The sequence below is a fragment of the Psychrobacillus sp. INOP01 genome (assembly GCF_018140925.1).
Classification (GTDB): Bacteria; Bacillota; Bacilli; order Bacillales_A; family Planococcaceae; genus Psychrobacillus.
The window spans coordinates 1230749-1244527 of record NZ_CP073315.1 but is presented as its reverse complement, the minus strand read 5'-3'; the positions used below and the strand labels follow the sequence as shown (position 1 = coordinate 1244527).

The following is a 13779-nucleotide window of genomic DNA, read 5'->3' as shown; positions in this document are numbered from 1 at the left end:
TGCGACCCTGTAGCCGCTCCAGTGTGAATAAGTATTATCAAAAACACATATAGCAGAATGCCAATATCTAAAAACTATGTCGTACCAAATGTTAACTATGACATTATCTCATACAAAAAAATAAATGTCAAACATGGTCAAAAATAAAGAGCTAAAATGATATACTAATTCAATGGTAAATTGAGTAAAGTGGGTGGAGAAAATGGAACAATGGGATATCTTAAATGAGTTCAGAGAGAAAACAGGAAAGACCTGGATAAGAGGAGATGAAATGAGTGAAGGGGACTTTCATCAGGTTGTTCATATTTGGATTATGAATGATAAAGGAGAGTTTCTTATTCAACAACGTCAACCATGGAAAATAGGGTGGCCTAATATGTGGGACTGTGCTGCAGCAGGGTCTGTTTTAATAGGAGAAACTAGTGAAATGGGTGCTATTCGCGAAGCTAAAGAAGAATTAGGCATTGAGTTAAAAATGGAGCATGCAGAAGTGATGTTTACTGTAAAGTTTTCTCGTGGTTTTGATGACCATTGGTTGGTAAAACAAGAGATAGATATGGAGCAATTAAATCTGCAATACGAAGAGGTAGCTGATGCTAGATGGGTAACAGTAAATGAAATCCTCATGCTAGTCGAAAGTGGAGAGTTCATCCCGTATCAAATTTTGGAACCGCTTTTTGAGATGAGTATGTCATCTATTTCACTTAGGAAGGCTAGTTTATCAGATGCTGAGGAATTATTTGCTATGCAAAAAAAGGTGTTTCAACCTATTTATGAAAAATATCAGGATCATGATACGAGTCCGGTTTTCCAATCGTTTGAAAGATTTACAGAACGTCTGCAAATAGGGGACTACTTTAAAATCGTTGAACATGGTTTGTTGGTAGGAAGTGTCCATGTTTATCCGAAGTCTTCAGGCATTATGCGATTACATATGATAAATATTTTACAACAGTTTCAGGGTAAAGGAATTGCCCAAAAGGTCATGAGACGTCTTGAAAGTATGTATCCTGAAGCGGTGAGCTGGGAGCTAGATACGATTAAGCAGGAGCATAGAAATTGCTATTTATACGAGAAGATAGGCTATGTCCAAACAGGGGAAGAATGGAAGGTAAATGAGCAGATGACCCTTGTTCACTATACGAAAACGAATAGTTTTAACCATTTGAAACCAATTTCAACATAAATGAACATATTATAGCAAAGTAATAATTAGATATTAACAATATTTGTTATATGCCGATACTTAGAGAGGAAAGTTATTTTGTCATCTATGTCTAAAGTAGGGTTAGTATTTTAAGTGAAAATTCCTATTTTATATAAAGATGAATGCAACTTTTAACAGATCTTAATAAGGAAGTGTTTTTAAATTATGGCAGAAGGAACTTACACAATGAAAGTAAATCCGGTGAAGAAAACTGTTGATATGACAGTGAGCGGAACTTTTACTCCTGAAAAAGCTAAACAATTTATCGATGATTATCAGCATAAGTTATCATCGATTAATGCAAGTGAATTCGTCTTGGAATTTGATTGCAGAGATTTGGATGTTGTAACAAAAGAAATGATACCGGATCTGGAAAATTGTTTAACACTTTATAAATCTTCTGGATTTAAGAAAGTAGAAGTAGGTATTAAGAAAAGTGCTATAATCTCCATGCAATTAAAACGCTTGGCGAATAATGTGGGGCTAACTACGTTTGAAGTAATTCAAAAATATTAATACTCGTAAAAAGGTAGGGAGCTATTATAGGTCCTGCCTTTTTATTTGATAATTTCATATAGAGAGGTTTATTACAACTATGACTAACATTAGAATTAAAGCAGTGGATGTTTACCATGCGAAAAAGCAAGTAAACAATGACGTTTACCTTGAACACTTTAAAAAACAAGGAAAAGATATTACAAATTTCTTGAATATTATGGGAAGAAAAAAGCGTTATGTCATTGATAATCCCGAAGAAAATACAATTACTATGGCGATTGAAGCAACAAATCGGGTGTTGAAAAAAGTGGGATTAGAAGGTAAGGATATAGATATGATTATTTTTTCTACTCAAGTACCTGAAGTAACTGTTCCAACCAATGCTATGTTCATTCATAATGCTATTCAAGCAAAAAAAGGAACAGTTATTTTTGATATGAATGCAAATTGCGCTGGTATGACAATAGCAGTAGAGCAGGCGTCACGATATATGAAATCCAATCCACATGTTAATACCGCACTTGTGGTAGGCTCTGATTATCTTTCATTGGTGGCTGATCCTAAGGATGCAATGACCTATGCTAACTTTGGAGATGCTTCTTCTGCAATTATATTAGAAAAGACTTCGAATGATACAGGATTTGTTGACGCGATGTTTGAAGTAGACTCAAGTAACCGAAATAATATCTTATATCCCCATAAGGGATTATCTCAAACAATTAAAGCTGGTGAAAGTGCAGAATTCATGCATTGGCTACCATTTGACGGAACGATGTCTCTGCCTTATACGTATGAAATGTTCGAAGCCATTTTAGAAAGAAATCAGCTTAAAATTGATGATGTGGATGTGTTCTGCTTATCTCAATTTGCTAAAGTAAATATGGATGAAATTCAAAAACATTTTAATATACCTGAAGAAAAAATTATTTATGTAGGAGACAGGTACGGATATACTGGTACGAGCAGTCCTTTTATTGCCCTTCATGAAGGAATCGAAACTGGTAAGATAAAGCGTGGAGACCTAATATTATTTTGGACAATCGGTGGCGGTCACGAGTTCATTACTATGTTATTTAGATATTAAAGTAAAAGGGCGACGTGCAGAGATAATCACCATGAAAAGCCGATGAACTAAATTTTCACTAATACTATTTGACTTTGCCAAAAACATCAAACCAGGCTATCTCTATCTGAGGTAGCCTGGTTTATTATCCAACTGTTACAGCAGAGAAAAATTCACTGTATAGTGCACGCAGTATTTTGTTCTCATTACTTTCATGTACTCCAAATGAAAGGCTGACCTCTGAAGAGCCTTGGTTAATCATTTCAATATTTGCACCAGTATTTGCAATAGCAGATGCAGCACGTGCTGCCAGTCCAGTACTATTATTCATACCTTCTCCTACAATAACAATCATAGAAAAATGATGACGGAAATGTACATCATCTGCGTTTAGTTCGTTTAATACACGATTCATTATACGCACTTCTTTTTCTGGATCCAATTGATGACTACGCATGATAACGGAAATGTCGTCTAATCCTGATGGTGTGTGTTCATATGAAATATGCTCTTCTTCTAAAATTTGAAGTAGCTTACGACCAAACCCAATTTCTCGGTTCATCAAATATTTACTGACATATAAAATAGAAAATCCGTTATCAGCAGAAATTCCAGTGACAGGACGTTTGTTTGCTTTACGTTTAGCTACTATATTCGTGCCAGGTGCTGATGGATTATTTGTATTTTTAATACATACTGGGATACCGCTTTTATAAACAGGCATTAATGCTTCATCATGAAAAACAGAGAAGCCTGCATAGGAAAGCTCACGCATTTCCCGATATGTTATTTCTTCTATTTCCGCAGGATGATTAACTACTCTAGGATTAGCGGAAAATACGGAGTCGACATCGGTAAAGTTTTCATATAAATCAGCTTTTACCGCAGCTGCTAGTATAGAGCCAGTGATGTCCGATCCTCCACGATCGAATGTACGAAGAACTCCGTTTGGTGTATATCCAAAAAAGCCCGGGAAAACAATAATGCCAGAAAGGTTGTTTAATGCATTTAGATTGTCGTATGCTTGTGGCAATGCTTGAGCTCGTTCAGGAAAATCATTTACGACTAATCCAGCAGTCTTGGGATTAATATATTGAGAGTCAAGACCAATGCTTGTGAAATAAGTAGAAATTAGTTTTGCGTTGTTATCTTCTCCACTTGCTTTAATATTGTCTACAAATAATTCAACTTCACTTTGATCTTCATTGATGCGTGCTCGTAGATCTTCTTCGATAACGTCACAGATGGTCTCGTCTAATGCTAGCCCCTGTGCAATTTCTTTATAACGCTCCACTACTTGGTGGAGTTTTTCTTCCACTTTTTCATTATGTATAGCGGCAACTGCCAATTCGATTAGTAAGTCTGTTACTTTTTTATCGGCATCGAAGCGTTTACCCGGTGCAGACACAACAACGAATTTACGAGATGGATCTGCTTTAACAATTGCAGCCACTTTTCTGATTTGGACTGCGCTTGCTACAGATGTTCCGCCAAATTTACTTACCTTCATCTAATCAAATCCTTACTTTTTTAATATGATTGTACTTATGGAAAAAACAAATGGTTTTATACAGTGTACAAATATTATCATTAGAGGTCAATAACTTTGTAGTTATTTCTTTAACTTTATTTTATTAACACGAACTTTATAGTTATTTTTTAAAATAAAGTTCGTGTTTTTTGACTGGATGATATACATTGATTTAATTTTTAATAGTTTCGTCACTAGAACACGAATTATAAAAAAATAAAAATATTTTTTCGAATAAGTAAACTGCATGAAATCAGTGTTTTTGGAGTTAAAAATAAAATGGTAGCGGTTTCAAATTTTTTAACTATATTGACAATAAATTTGCTGGTGCGTATGATAGGTTTAATTCAATAAAGCGTGAACAATTTTGACGGAGATAGGCTTTACATGTTGAAATCTTTAGAGAGCTGATGGTTGGTGCAAATCAGTGGTTTCGTTTGTGGGGTAGCACTCTTGAATTGGTGGACTAAAAACAGAGGATTTAGGTTCATCCGTGAATGCGCGTTAAGCATACTAATTGAGAATCTGCGAGATAATTGCAGTAAAATTTGGGTGGTACCGCGTGAGCAATTATAAGCTCTTCGCCCCTTACATAATTGTAGGGAGTGAAGGGCTTTTTTATGTTTCCAAAATAAGGAGGAGAATCATTAATTCGATCAGCAGAAGAAAAGCAATACAACAAAAATATAGTTATAAAAGGAGAAAAAATAATATGACATTCAATATTCTAATTAGCGATCCACTAAGCGAAGATGGTATTTTCCCACTAAGAGAAGCAGAGGGATTTAATATCGTTGTAGATACCACGTTAACTCCAGAACAGCTTGGCGAAAAAATTGGTGAGTTTGATGCATTATTAGTTCGTAGCCAAACACAGGTTACTCGTGAGATTATTGAAAAAGGGACTAATTTAAAAATTATTGGTCGTGCTGGAGTTGGGGTAGATAACATTGACTTAACTGCTGCAACAGAACGAGGGATCATCGTTGTTAATGCTCCTGACGGAAATACAAACTCAGCAGCAGAGCATTCTATCGCTATGCTTATGTCTCTAGCTCGCAATATCCCTCAAGCCTTCCATTCTTTGAAAAATAAAAAATGGGATCGCAAAACATTTATCGGTGTAGAAGTGAAGAACAAAACGTTAGGTGTCGTAGGATTCGGAAGAATTGGACAAGAGGTCGCTTTTCGTGCAAAAGGACAACGTATGAACGTCATTGCGTACGATCCATTCCTAACAGCTGAAAAAGCAGAAAAATTAGGAGTTCAATATGGAACAGTAGAGGATGTTATCAAAGCCGCAGATTTTATAACTGTGCATACACCACTATTAAAAGAAACTCGTCACATAATAAATAAAGAAGCTTTTGAAAAGATGAAAGACGGCGTTCAAATTATTAACTGTGCTCGTGGAGGAATTATCGATGAAGATGCATTGTATGATGCAATCGTGTCAGGTAAGGTCGCAGGAGCTGCATTAGATGTTTTTGAGGAAGAACCGTTTGTAGAACATAAATTATTAACGCTTCCTCAGGTTATTGCAACACCTCACTTAGGTGCTAGTACTGTAGAGGCACAAGAAATTGTAGCAATCGATGTATCTTATGACGTAGTGAGCTTCCTGAAAAATGGAACAGTGAAAAATCCAGTAAACCTTTCTTCAGTACCTAAAGATGTCCTAGCTAAAATTGAGCCATTCTTTAATCTAGTAGAGCAATTAGGTTCATTCCTAAGCGATCTTGTTGAAGGAGTCCCAGAGGAGGTAAACATTACTTATTCTGGAGAATTAGCAAACTTCGATACTCGTCCATTATCTCGTAATGCTGTAAAAGGTCTTCTAAAAAGCAAACTAGGAGAATCAGTTAATGATGTAAATGCAAAATTCCTAGCAGACCGTTTAGGTATAACAGTCAATGAATCAAAAACTTCAAAATCAAAAGGATTTACCAGCTTGATAACGCTTGAAATGAAAACTGCAGCCGGAACAAGAAAAGTTGCGGGTACTTTGTTAAATGGCCTAGGTGGCCGTATCGTACGTGTTGATGACTTCATCGTAGACGTTGTTCCATCTGGGTACTTATTGTTTATCCGTCATAAAGACCAACCGGGTGCTATTGGACGCGTAGGAACATTGCTTGCGTCTGAAGGTATCAATATCGCAGCCATGCAAGTAGGTCGTTCCGAAGTAGGTGGAGATGCGATTATGATGCTTTCCATTGATAAGCACGTAGAAGAGTCAGGTGTTGACCAGCTTAAAGCATTAGAAGACATCTTTGATGCAACACCGATTGACCTTTAATAAAATTGGGTGGATTCACGACAAGTAAATGTCATGGATCCACTTTTTAATAGAAGGAGAAAGTATAAAATTTTTTACCGTGATTTCCGTTACAGGTGGGGTACAAAGGCTAAGTGCGCCACCTCGTGTGGCAACGCCTTCGTGACCAACATCCTGTTGGCCTCCGTGGGGTGAGCGATGAGCTATCACCGTCTCTGTGATATCTCATCTGTCTCACTCATCCCACTGGAGTCGCCACCTTTCACTCCAATCAAAATTAAGTGAGTAGTACTCCACTAAAAGATAGAGCATAGGCTATCGCTAAGATGATAAGTAGTCAAAGTTAATGTAGTGATAAGACCGGCTGTTGAATTAGGGATACTGTAAGGAAGGTTGAAGAAAGTATATTTTCTTTTTTCTTATGGAAATTATGAGAAATAGTTAGTGTTTACTAATTAAAGAAATGAAGTAGCGAACGAAATTGTATCTTCGAGAGCTTCCTCTATGAGTAGGAAAGCATCGTTTCTCTAGTTATCCAAAAAAGCATTAGCCTGTTTCGAAAAGTTGTTGAAGTGCGACGGACAGATAAATGCCATAATTAAGATTACCGGAAAAAGAAGGGGTGGTCGTGACGTTAGTCACGACCACCCCTTCAAAAATTAGCCGGTTAATAATATTGCATTAAGTCTGCTCAAAGCTAACCGAAAACGATAGAAACAGGTTTTTACTTTAAAGAGTCCTTACGCTTTTCTTATGCAAGCAGCGTCAATAGTTCTTTTAAGTTCTCAATTGTGTACGTAGGCGTTACTTCTTCACTAACAGGTTTTTCTTCGCGATTGATCCACACGGATTGCATACCGACCTTAGAGGAGCCTAATATGTCGGTCATTAGATTATCACCGACCATCAATACGTCATCTGCCGTCATTCCGACAATTTCTAGTGCATGCTCAAAGATGGATGGATCAGGCTTACCTTTACCAAATGCTCCAGAGATAAGTATATGGTCAAAGTATGTGGCAATCTCCGGTGTGATTTCCAATTTAATGTTTTGAAGACTTGGCGAGCCATTTGTCATTAATAGCAATGTATACTTTCCTTTTAATTGATCTAACACTTCATAGGTTTCTTCATATACAAAGGGGCTTTCTTTTCGCATTTTCGGAAAATATTCTGCTAACTTTCTACCTAATTCTTCATTAACAATCCCTAGCTTCTCTAATCCCTTTGTCCATGCTAATTGTTGATACTCTGGTACGATGACTTTCATTTTTTGAAAATCCTCAGAAGGGTCGTCAAATGTTCCCCATAATCCTTCAAAGGGATTAATACCGATCATTTGAGTGAATGTGCGTGTTTCATATGTATCGTACAATGCACTTGCTTCTGCACGTACGGCTTGTTCTAATTCAAGTGGATCGATGTTAACATGTGTTGCAGCAAATGCACATGTTTTGTGAAACGCAACGGACACACTTTTATTGTCCCATAGTAAAGTATCATCTAAGTCAAAAAAAATTGCTTTTTTCATACCTTGTAACCTCCAGCACGTATTTACTTAATACTTTACCGTACTAAAGAGTCCGTGTCACTAGAAAGGAATCATTTTTTCTAGAATTCCACCTTCCCGAATAATTCCTTCTATATCTTTGATGATAATTGGAAAGTAAGGGAAGCCGTACACGTATGGAGTCAATTCATACACTTGAAAATATATGACAAGTGAGTGATCGGCTATGTAAAAGTCTTGGTCACTACGTATTTGTGTAAAACCCTCTAATAGAGGCACATCCCACTCTACCATTTTCTTTTCAATCATTTCAGAGAGTACTTTCACATAATTACTATCCGGCTTAAACAGTTCACTTAGTGCATACTGCTTGCCTGTCTTGACGTCGAAGGTGAGTGATTTCGTAATTGTAAGACCGTGCGCACCTCCTGTAAATGAATAGACAGTTAAACTTAAGCTTAGAACACCACGCTCATTTGTTTTGATCTCATAAGTACCGACCATTTCTACTAAATGCTCACTGTAAAATCCTTGTTCGATCAAAAGCTTGTTCAGTTCATGAATAATATCTGCATTTATCTTTTTTTCAACTGCAGGATGAGGTAAGTTAGTTACAATAGGATAATAAACGTTAATCTTTGGTGAACTTTTCCTAATATATTTCGTTTCTATACGAACAGGAAGATCCAAGGCAAACAACCTTTCTTAAGTAATAATAAATAATATGAGTGGGAGAGGAATCATATGTTTTTAAATAGAGTGACCCTTTTCAAAGAGCCACAATTGGAAAGTCATTATCCATTCACGATTCCAACAATTAGTAACTTTAGAGAGCTAGAGCTAACCTCTCCTGTAACTTTTTTTGTAGGAGAGAATGGGACTGGGAAATCGACTTTATTAGAAGGAATTGCAGATAAATGTGAATTTAATACAGCAGGTGGAAGTCGGAATAATTTATATGATGTGGATGCTGCAGAAAGTGCATTGGGGAAATATCTAAGACTTTCCTGGATGCCAAAAGTAATGAATGGTTTCTTTTTACGGGCAGAATCCTTTTATCAATTTGCTTCACATATTGATGAACAGGAAAGAGAAAATCCTAACCGAGGTGTACTAGATAGTTATGGTGGAAAATCCCTTCACGAGCAATCACACGGAGAGTCTTTTCTATCTTTGTTTCTAAATCGTTTTAATGGACAGGCTATTTATCTTTTAGATGAGCCGGAAGCAGCATTATCACCACAGAGACAATTGGCATTTTTACGAATCATGCATGATTTGATCAAGGAACAGAATTGCCAATTTATCATTGCGACACACTCTCCCATAATTTTAGGGTACCCAGAAGCGACCATCCTAAGTTTTGATGAAGGAGAGATTGAGGAAATCGACTATGAAATGACAGGGCATTATCAAATTACAAAATATTTTTTAGACAATCGGGAAAAATTTTTAGAAGAGATATTTGAAGGTGAGTAAATGTATGTAATCATAAATTATTTAGATGATATGTTATTTTTTATAGGGATTGCATTTCCATTGATTGTTATTTGGCGACTGTATCGTTGGAAGAAGAGAGGATTTCAGCTAAAAGAGATATTACATGAGCTCGGAATTTTAGTCTTTTTCTCTGTACTTGTTGGTCTATTTTCTCAAACAATAATACCTAAACCAGGTGAAGTGCCAGCCTATACCACCGGCGTTAATTTAGAATTATTTCGTGTGGTAGAAGAAACATATAATGCCATTGTATATCTAGGATTTTGGCAACCATTCTATATTAACTTTCTTGGTAATATTATTCTATTCATGCCAATTGGGTTTCTTCTACCTTTACTATTTAAAAAGATGGAGCTTTTTATATTCCCAGTATTTGCTGGATTGTGTCTATCTTTATTTATTGAAATTATGCAGATTCCGCAAAGCAGAAGCAGTGACGTCGATGATTTATGGCTGAATACGCTTGGGGCATTTCTTGGCTATGTGTGCTATTACTTTATTCGAAAAGCTTTCCCAGCATTTACAGCTGCTTTTAAAAAAGTTTATGAAAACTAAGAATGGGTAGACATAGGAGAGTATTAATATTGCAAGGAGATTTTAAACATGATGAAAATTAAAGAATCAAAAACTGAGCAAAAACGTGATGATATTATCGAAGAGTTTGTGAACAAAGGCGTATATAAAATTGATGGAAGACAATTATATGAGTTAAATTTTTATGAATTAATGAAGGAATATACAACTGAAGATGAAAGTAGATAAGTGCCTTTTCTATAGGGCACTTTTTTTGAGAAAAAAAGTATGTCCTATCTATTATCTATAAATATTAGTCGATATAAAAAATATGGTACACTTGACTCAAATACAGATGAGGTGGAAACAAACTTGACTTTTATAACTAATTTAAATGAATCATTACAAAAAAAATGGGGAGACGCAAATTTTGCTTCTCCAATGCCGATACAATCCAAATTAATCCCACATATGTTGGATGGCTCCGACGTAGTGGCAGAATCTCCAACAGGAACTGGAAAAACACTTGCTTACGTACTTCCAATCCTGCAGAAAGTTGATCCGACTAAGAAACAAATACAGGCTATGGTAATCATTCCTTCTCAAGAACTTGGTATGCAAATTGTGGAGGTATTCCGTGAATGGGTGAAAGATACAAACATCTCAGTTGCCCAATTGATCGGTGGAGCAAATATTAACAGACAGATTGATGTGCTTAAAAAGAAGCCGACAATTGTCGTTGGAACTCCAGGTAGATTACAAGAGCTAGTGAAAACTAAAAAACTAAAAATGCATGAAATAAACATCGTTGTTCTAGACGAAGGAGACCAACTCCTAAGCAGAGAGCATCGTACAACCGTGAAAAGTCTAGTCGACGCAACTGTGGAAAGTCAGCTGATTGTAACTTCTGCAACAATTACAGAAGAAATAGAATTAGTTGCGGAACGTATGATGAAGAATCCTGTGCGCATTCAGGTATCAGCAGAGGATGTTCCTTCGCAAGGTGAAGTTGTACACAGTTTTGTGAAGACAGAACCTCGTGATAAAACCGAATTACTACGTAAAATCTCTTATTTAAAAGGCATGCGAGGACTTGCGTTTGTAAATAGTCTAGATCAGCTATTAATGAAGGATGCAAAACTTGCATACAGAGATGCACCAATTGTTTCTCTTCATTCTGAAATGAAAAAAGACGAACGAAAGAAAGCATTGGATGATTTTAAAAGCGGTAAGGTCAGTTTACTAATTGCTACAGATGTGGCAGCAAGAGGCTTAGATATTTCTGGGCTTACTCATGTTATCCATGTAGATGTACCACATTCAGTTGAACAGTATCTACATCGTTCGGGACGTACTGGTCGTGCGGGGGCAGATGGTGAGGTAATGACATTATTAACTTATGCCGATGAAAAGACCTTTAAAAAATGGACAAAAGAGCTTCCTAAAAAACCAGTTCAAAAAGTATGGTACCGTGGTGAATTAATCGAAGGATCATCCAAAACTATCAGTCAAAAGGGGAAATAATGATGGATTTTCAACAAAAGCTTGAAGAGTATGCCGAATTAGTAGTAAAAGTTGGTCTGAACATCCAGCCTAACCAACCACTTCTTATAAATACGACGACTGACACAATTGAATTTACACGTTTAATTGTGAAAAAGGCATATGAAGCAGGTGCTAAACGAGTAGACGTAAACTATACAGATGAAGTAAACGCACGTGCATTTTATGATTTTGCTCCAGATGAAGCCTTCCAGGAATTTCCTAAATGGGCTGCTAAGCAGCGTGATGAGTTAATCGACAATAAAGGTGCATTACTATGGATTGATGCGGATAACCCAGACCTATTAGAAGGTGTTTCGATTGATCGTATTTCAAGCTTTCAAAAGGCAAGTGGCAAAGCGTTAGAGAACTATCGTAAAGCAGTGATGAATGATGTTATTACATGGTCAATCGTTGCAATGCCTTCAGAAAAATGGGCTGCCAAGGTATTTCCAAACCTGAAGCCTGAGGAACAAATGCAAGCACTTTGGGAGTTGATATTCCAAGTTGTGCGAATCGGGGAAGGAACAGCAGTTCAAAAATGGAAAGAACATATTGATAACCTTGAGAGTAGAGCGGCACTACTAAATAATAAGCGCTTCAAGAAGCTGCACTATAAAGCGGAAGGAACAGATATTCAAGTCGAACTTCCGAAAGAACATATTTGGTTGTCAGGATCAAGTAAAAACGGTCAAAATGTTCCGTTCATAGCGAATATGCCAACTGAAGAAGTATATACTGCACCACTTAAAACAGGTGTGAATGGTTATGTGAAAAATACGAAGCCATTCGTCTATCAAGGAAATGTAATAGATGATTTTACCTTGACCTTTGAAAATGGCAAGATTACTTCTATTACAGCTGGAACTGGTGAGAAACTTTTACAAGAACTAATTGGAACAGATGAAGGAGCAAAATATTTAGGAGAGATTGCTTTAGTACCGCATGAGTCACCTATTTCTGCTTCGAATGTATTATTCTTTAATACGTTATTTGATGAAAATGCTTCTAATCATTTCGCTATTGGAGAAGCATATCCTACTTGTGTAGAGGGTGCTCGAGGCTTGACTCATAGTGAATTAGAGGATCTGGGTATTAACACATCTATTGTTCATGAAGACTTTATGATTGGTAGCGGAGAGATGGATATTATGGGTGAACTAGCGGATGGAACGATGCAGCCAATATTCATAAAAGGTACTTGGGCTTTTTAAGGAGTTGATAGGCTTGAAAAAATGGCTTTGTACTTTAATCATTCTATTTGTTTTATTTGGATCCACTACCGTAGATGCCAAGGGAGCTGAAGTTTATATTGCGCTTGGGGATTCCTTGGCGGCCGGTCAAACACCGAATCGTGCTATAGATACTGGCTACACAGACTTAATAGCTCAGAAGCTAACTAAGAACGGTCAACTTGCTTTTTATTCGAAAGCATTGGCATTCCCTGGTTATACAACAGCGGATGTCCTTGAAAAGGTTCAGACGGATGAAGCCAAGGAATTGTTGAAGAATGCTACGTTGGTTACGATATCTGTGGGAGCAAATGATTTACTGCAAATGGTGCAAGTGAATCCAACAAGTGGTTCCATCGCTTATCAGCAAATCCCAGCTGATTTTGCGTTAAATAATGTTCGAAAAAATATAGAGCAAATTATTACAGAAGTACAGGCAACAGCACCAAAAGCGAAAATTTATGTAATGGGCTATTATTTTGCCTATCCTCATGTGAGAGCGTCCCAAAAGGAAGGTATAAAAAAAGAATTAGACCTATTGCATACTATTTTAAAGACGCAGTCAGAGGTTAATGGAGCGACATATGTATCAGTAGAGGAATCGTTCGGTGTAAACGCTGCAACATTATTACCAAATCCTGCAGATGTGCATCCAACGATGGAAGGATATCGTGTTATGGCAAATGCATTTTTTTCGCAATACAACAACCGATTAGTAGTTAGACAAAACGAATTGCCAGCACCTAATCCACTTACTTTTGAGCAAATTCTGAATGCAGATAAAGACCAGATGAAATCTCCTGTGGCAAGATCAGAAGGAATGGACCAATACTATTCATTAACAGAATTGAAGCCATTAATTTAGCATAGTCTTGGCATTATTAATGCTTAGTTCCGTAAAGCAC

At 36.8% G+C, this 13779-nt stretch carries 13 protein-coding genes; 10 read left to right on the top strand and 3 right to left on the bottom strand.

Translation table 11 applies throughout. The features are described 5' to 3' along the window. Nucleotides 1-202: 202 nt before the first annotated feature. From KD050_RS21230 to KD050_RS06295, 3 genes are all read left to right on the top strand, one after another. A complete protein-coding gene (locus KD050_RS21230; protein WP_235753925.1) occupies nt 203-1186 on the top strand; it encodes a bifunctional NUDIX hydrolase family protein/GNAT family N-acetyltransferase in 984 nt (327 codons plus the stop codon). A gap of 186 nt (nt 1187-1372) precedes the next feature. Beyond that, nucleotides 1373-1723 carry a hypothetical protein gene (locus tag KD050_RS06300; RefSeq protein WP_211895351.1) on the top strand — a complete coding sequence of 117 codons (351 nt, stop codon included), beginning with the start codon at nt 1373-1375 and terminating at the stop codon, nt 1721-1723. 79 nt (nt 1724-1802) lie between these two features. Then, nucleotides 1803-2789 (top strand): ketoacyl-ACP synthase III, encoded by a 987-nt coding sequence (locus KD050_RS06295; protein WP_211895350.1) that lies wholly within the window; start codon nt 1803-1805, stop codon nt 2787-2789. A 124-nt stretch (nt 2790-2913) separates the two neighbouring features. Here the strand turns inward: KD050_RS06295 and KD050_RS06290 are convergent, their stop codons facing one another. Further along, nucleotides 2914-4278 (bottom strand): aspartate kinase, encoded by a 1365-nt coding sequence (locus tag KD050_RS06290; RefSeq protein ID WP_211895349.1) that lies wholly within the window; start codon nt 4276-4278, stop codon nt 2914-2916. Nucleotides 4279-5011: 733 nt separating this feature from the next. Between KD050_RS06290 and serA the strand changes: the two genes are divergently transcribed. Beyond that, nucleotides 5012-6598 (top strand): phosphoglycerate dehydrogenase, encoded by a 1587-nt coding sequence (gene serA / locus KD050_RS06285; RefSeq protein WP_211895348.1) that lies wholly within the window; start codon nt 5012-5014, stop codon nt 6596-6598. Between the two features lie 730 nt (nt 6599-7328). On the opposite strand, the gene KD050_RS06280 is transcribed toward serA, so the two are convergent. Then, the gene (locus KD050_RS06280) at nt 7329-8108 is read right to left on the bottom strand and encodes an HAD family hydrolase (protein WP_211895347.1); all 780 of its coding nucleotides are present in this window, start codon (nt 8106-8108) and stop codon (nt 7329-7331) included. Between the two features lie 60 nt (nt 8109-8168). Beyond that, nucleotides 8169-8777 carry a DUF3298 and DUF4163 domain-containing protein gene (locus tag KD050_RS06275; protein ID WP_211895346.1) on the bottom strand — a complete coding sequence of 203 codons (609 nt, stop codon included), beginning with the start codon at nt 8775-8777 and terminating at the stop codon, nt 8169-8171. A gap of 54 nt (nt 8778-8831) precedes the next feature. Between KD050_RS06275 and KD050_RS06270 the strand changes: the two genes are divergently transcribed. The 6 genes from KD050_RS06270 (at nt 8832) to KD050_RS06245 (ending at nt 13739) form a co-directional block, all read left to right on the top strand. Continuing rightward, entirely contained in the window at nt 8832-9566 is a 735-nt protein-coding gene (locus KD050_RS06270) for an AAA family ATPase (RefSeq protein ID WP_211895345.1), read from the top strand. Continuing rightward, the gene (locus KD050_RS06265) at nt 9567-10142 is read left to right on the top strand and encodes a VanZ family protein (RefSeq protein WP_211895344.1); all 576 of its coding nucleotides are present in this window, start codon (nt 9567-9569) and stop codon (nt 10140-10142) included. 48 nt (nt 10143-10190) lie between these two features. After that, nucleotides 10191-10349: a Fur-regulated basic protein FbpA gene (locus KD050_RS06260; RefSeq protein ID WP_211895343.1), complete on the top strand. Its 159-nt coding sequence runs from the start codon at nt 10191-10193 to the stop codon at nt 10347-10349. 123 nt (nt 10350-10472) lie between these two features. Then, the gene (locus KD050_RS06255) at nt 10473-11624 is read left to right on the top strand and encodes a DEAD/DEAH box helicase (RefSeq protein WP_211895342.1); all 1152 of its coding nucleotides are present in this window, start codon (nt 10473-10475) and stop codon (nt 11622-11624) included. A gap of 2 nt (nt 11625-11626) precedes the next feature. Beyond that, a complete protein-coding gene (locus KD050_RS06250; protein ID WP_211895341.1) occupies nt 11627-12856 on the top strand; it encodes an aminopeptidase in 1230 nt (409 codons plus the stop codon). A 13-nt stretch (nt 12857-12869) separates the two neighbouring features. After that, a complete protein-coding gene (locus KD050_RS06245; RefSeq protein WP_211895340.1) occupies nt 12870-13739 on the top strand; it encodes an SGNH/GDSL hydrolase family protein in 870 nt (289 codons plus the stop codon). The last annotated feature ends 40 nt before the right edge of the window (nt 13740-13779 follow it).

Excerpts from the sequence above, each read along its gene's own strand:
- KD050_RS06295 (WP_211895350.1), top strand. The coding sequence starts at position 1,803 with ATGACTAACATTAGAATTAAAGCAGTGGATGTTTACCATGCGAAAAAG.
- KD050_RS06280 (WP_211895347.1), bottom strand. The coding sequence starts at position 8,108 with ATGAAAAAAGCAATTTTTTTTGACTTAGATGATACTTTACTATGGGAC.
- KD050_RS06300 (WP_211895351.1), top strand. The coding sequence starts at position 1,373 with ATGGCAGAAGGAACTTACACAATGAAAGTAAATCCGGTGAAGAAAACT.
- KD050_RS06250 (WP_211895341.1), top strand. The coding sequence starts at position 11,627 with ATGGATTTTCAACAAAAGCTTGAAGAGTATGCCGAATTAGTAGTAAAA.
- KD050_RS06270 (WP_211895345.1), top strand. The coding sequence starts at position 8,832 with ATGTTTTTAAATAGAGTGACCCTTTTCAAAGAGCCACAATTGGAAAGT.
- KD050_RS06260 (WP_211895343.1), top strand. The coding sequence starts at position 10,191 with ATGATGAAAATTAAAGAATCAAAAACTGAGCAAAAACGTGATGATATT.
- KD050_RS06290 (WP_211895349.1), bottom strand. The coding sequence starts at position 4,278 with ATGAAGGTAAGTAAATTTGGCGGAACATCTGTAGCAAGCGCAGTCCAA.
- KD050_RS06265 (WP_211895344.1), top strand. The coding sequence starts at position 9,567 with ATGTATGTAATCATAAATTATTTAGATGATATGTTATTTTTTATAGGG.
- KD050_RS21230 (WP_235753925.1), top strand. The coding sequence starts at position 203 with ATGGAACAATGGGATATCTTAAATGAGTTCAGAGAGAAAACAGGAAAG.
- serA (WP_211895348.1), top strand. The coding sequence starts at position 5,012 with ATGACATTCAATATTCTAATTAGCGATCCACTAAGCGAAGATGGTATT.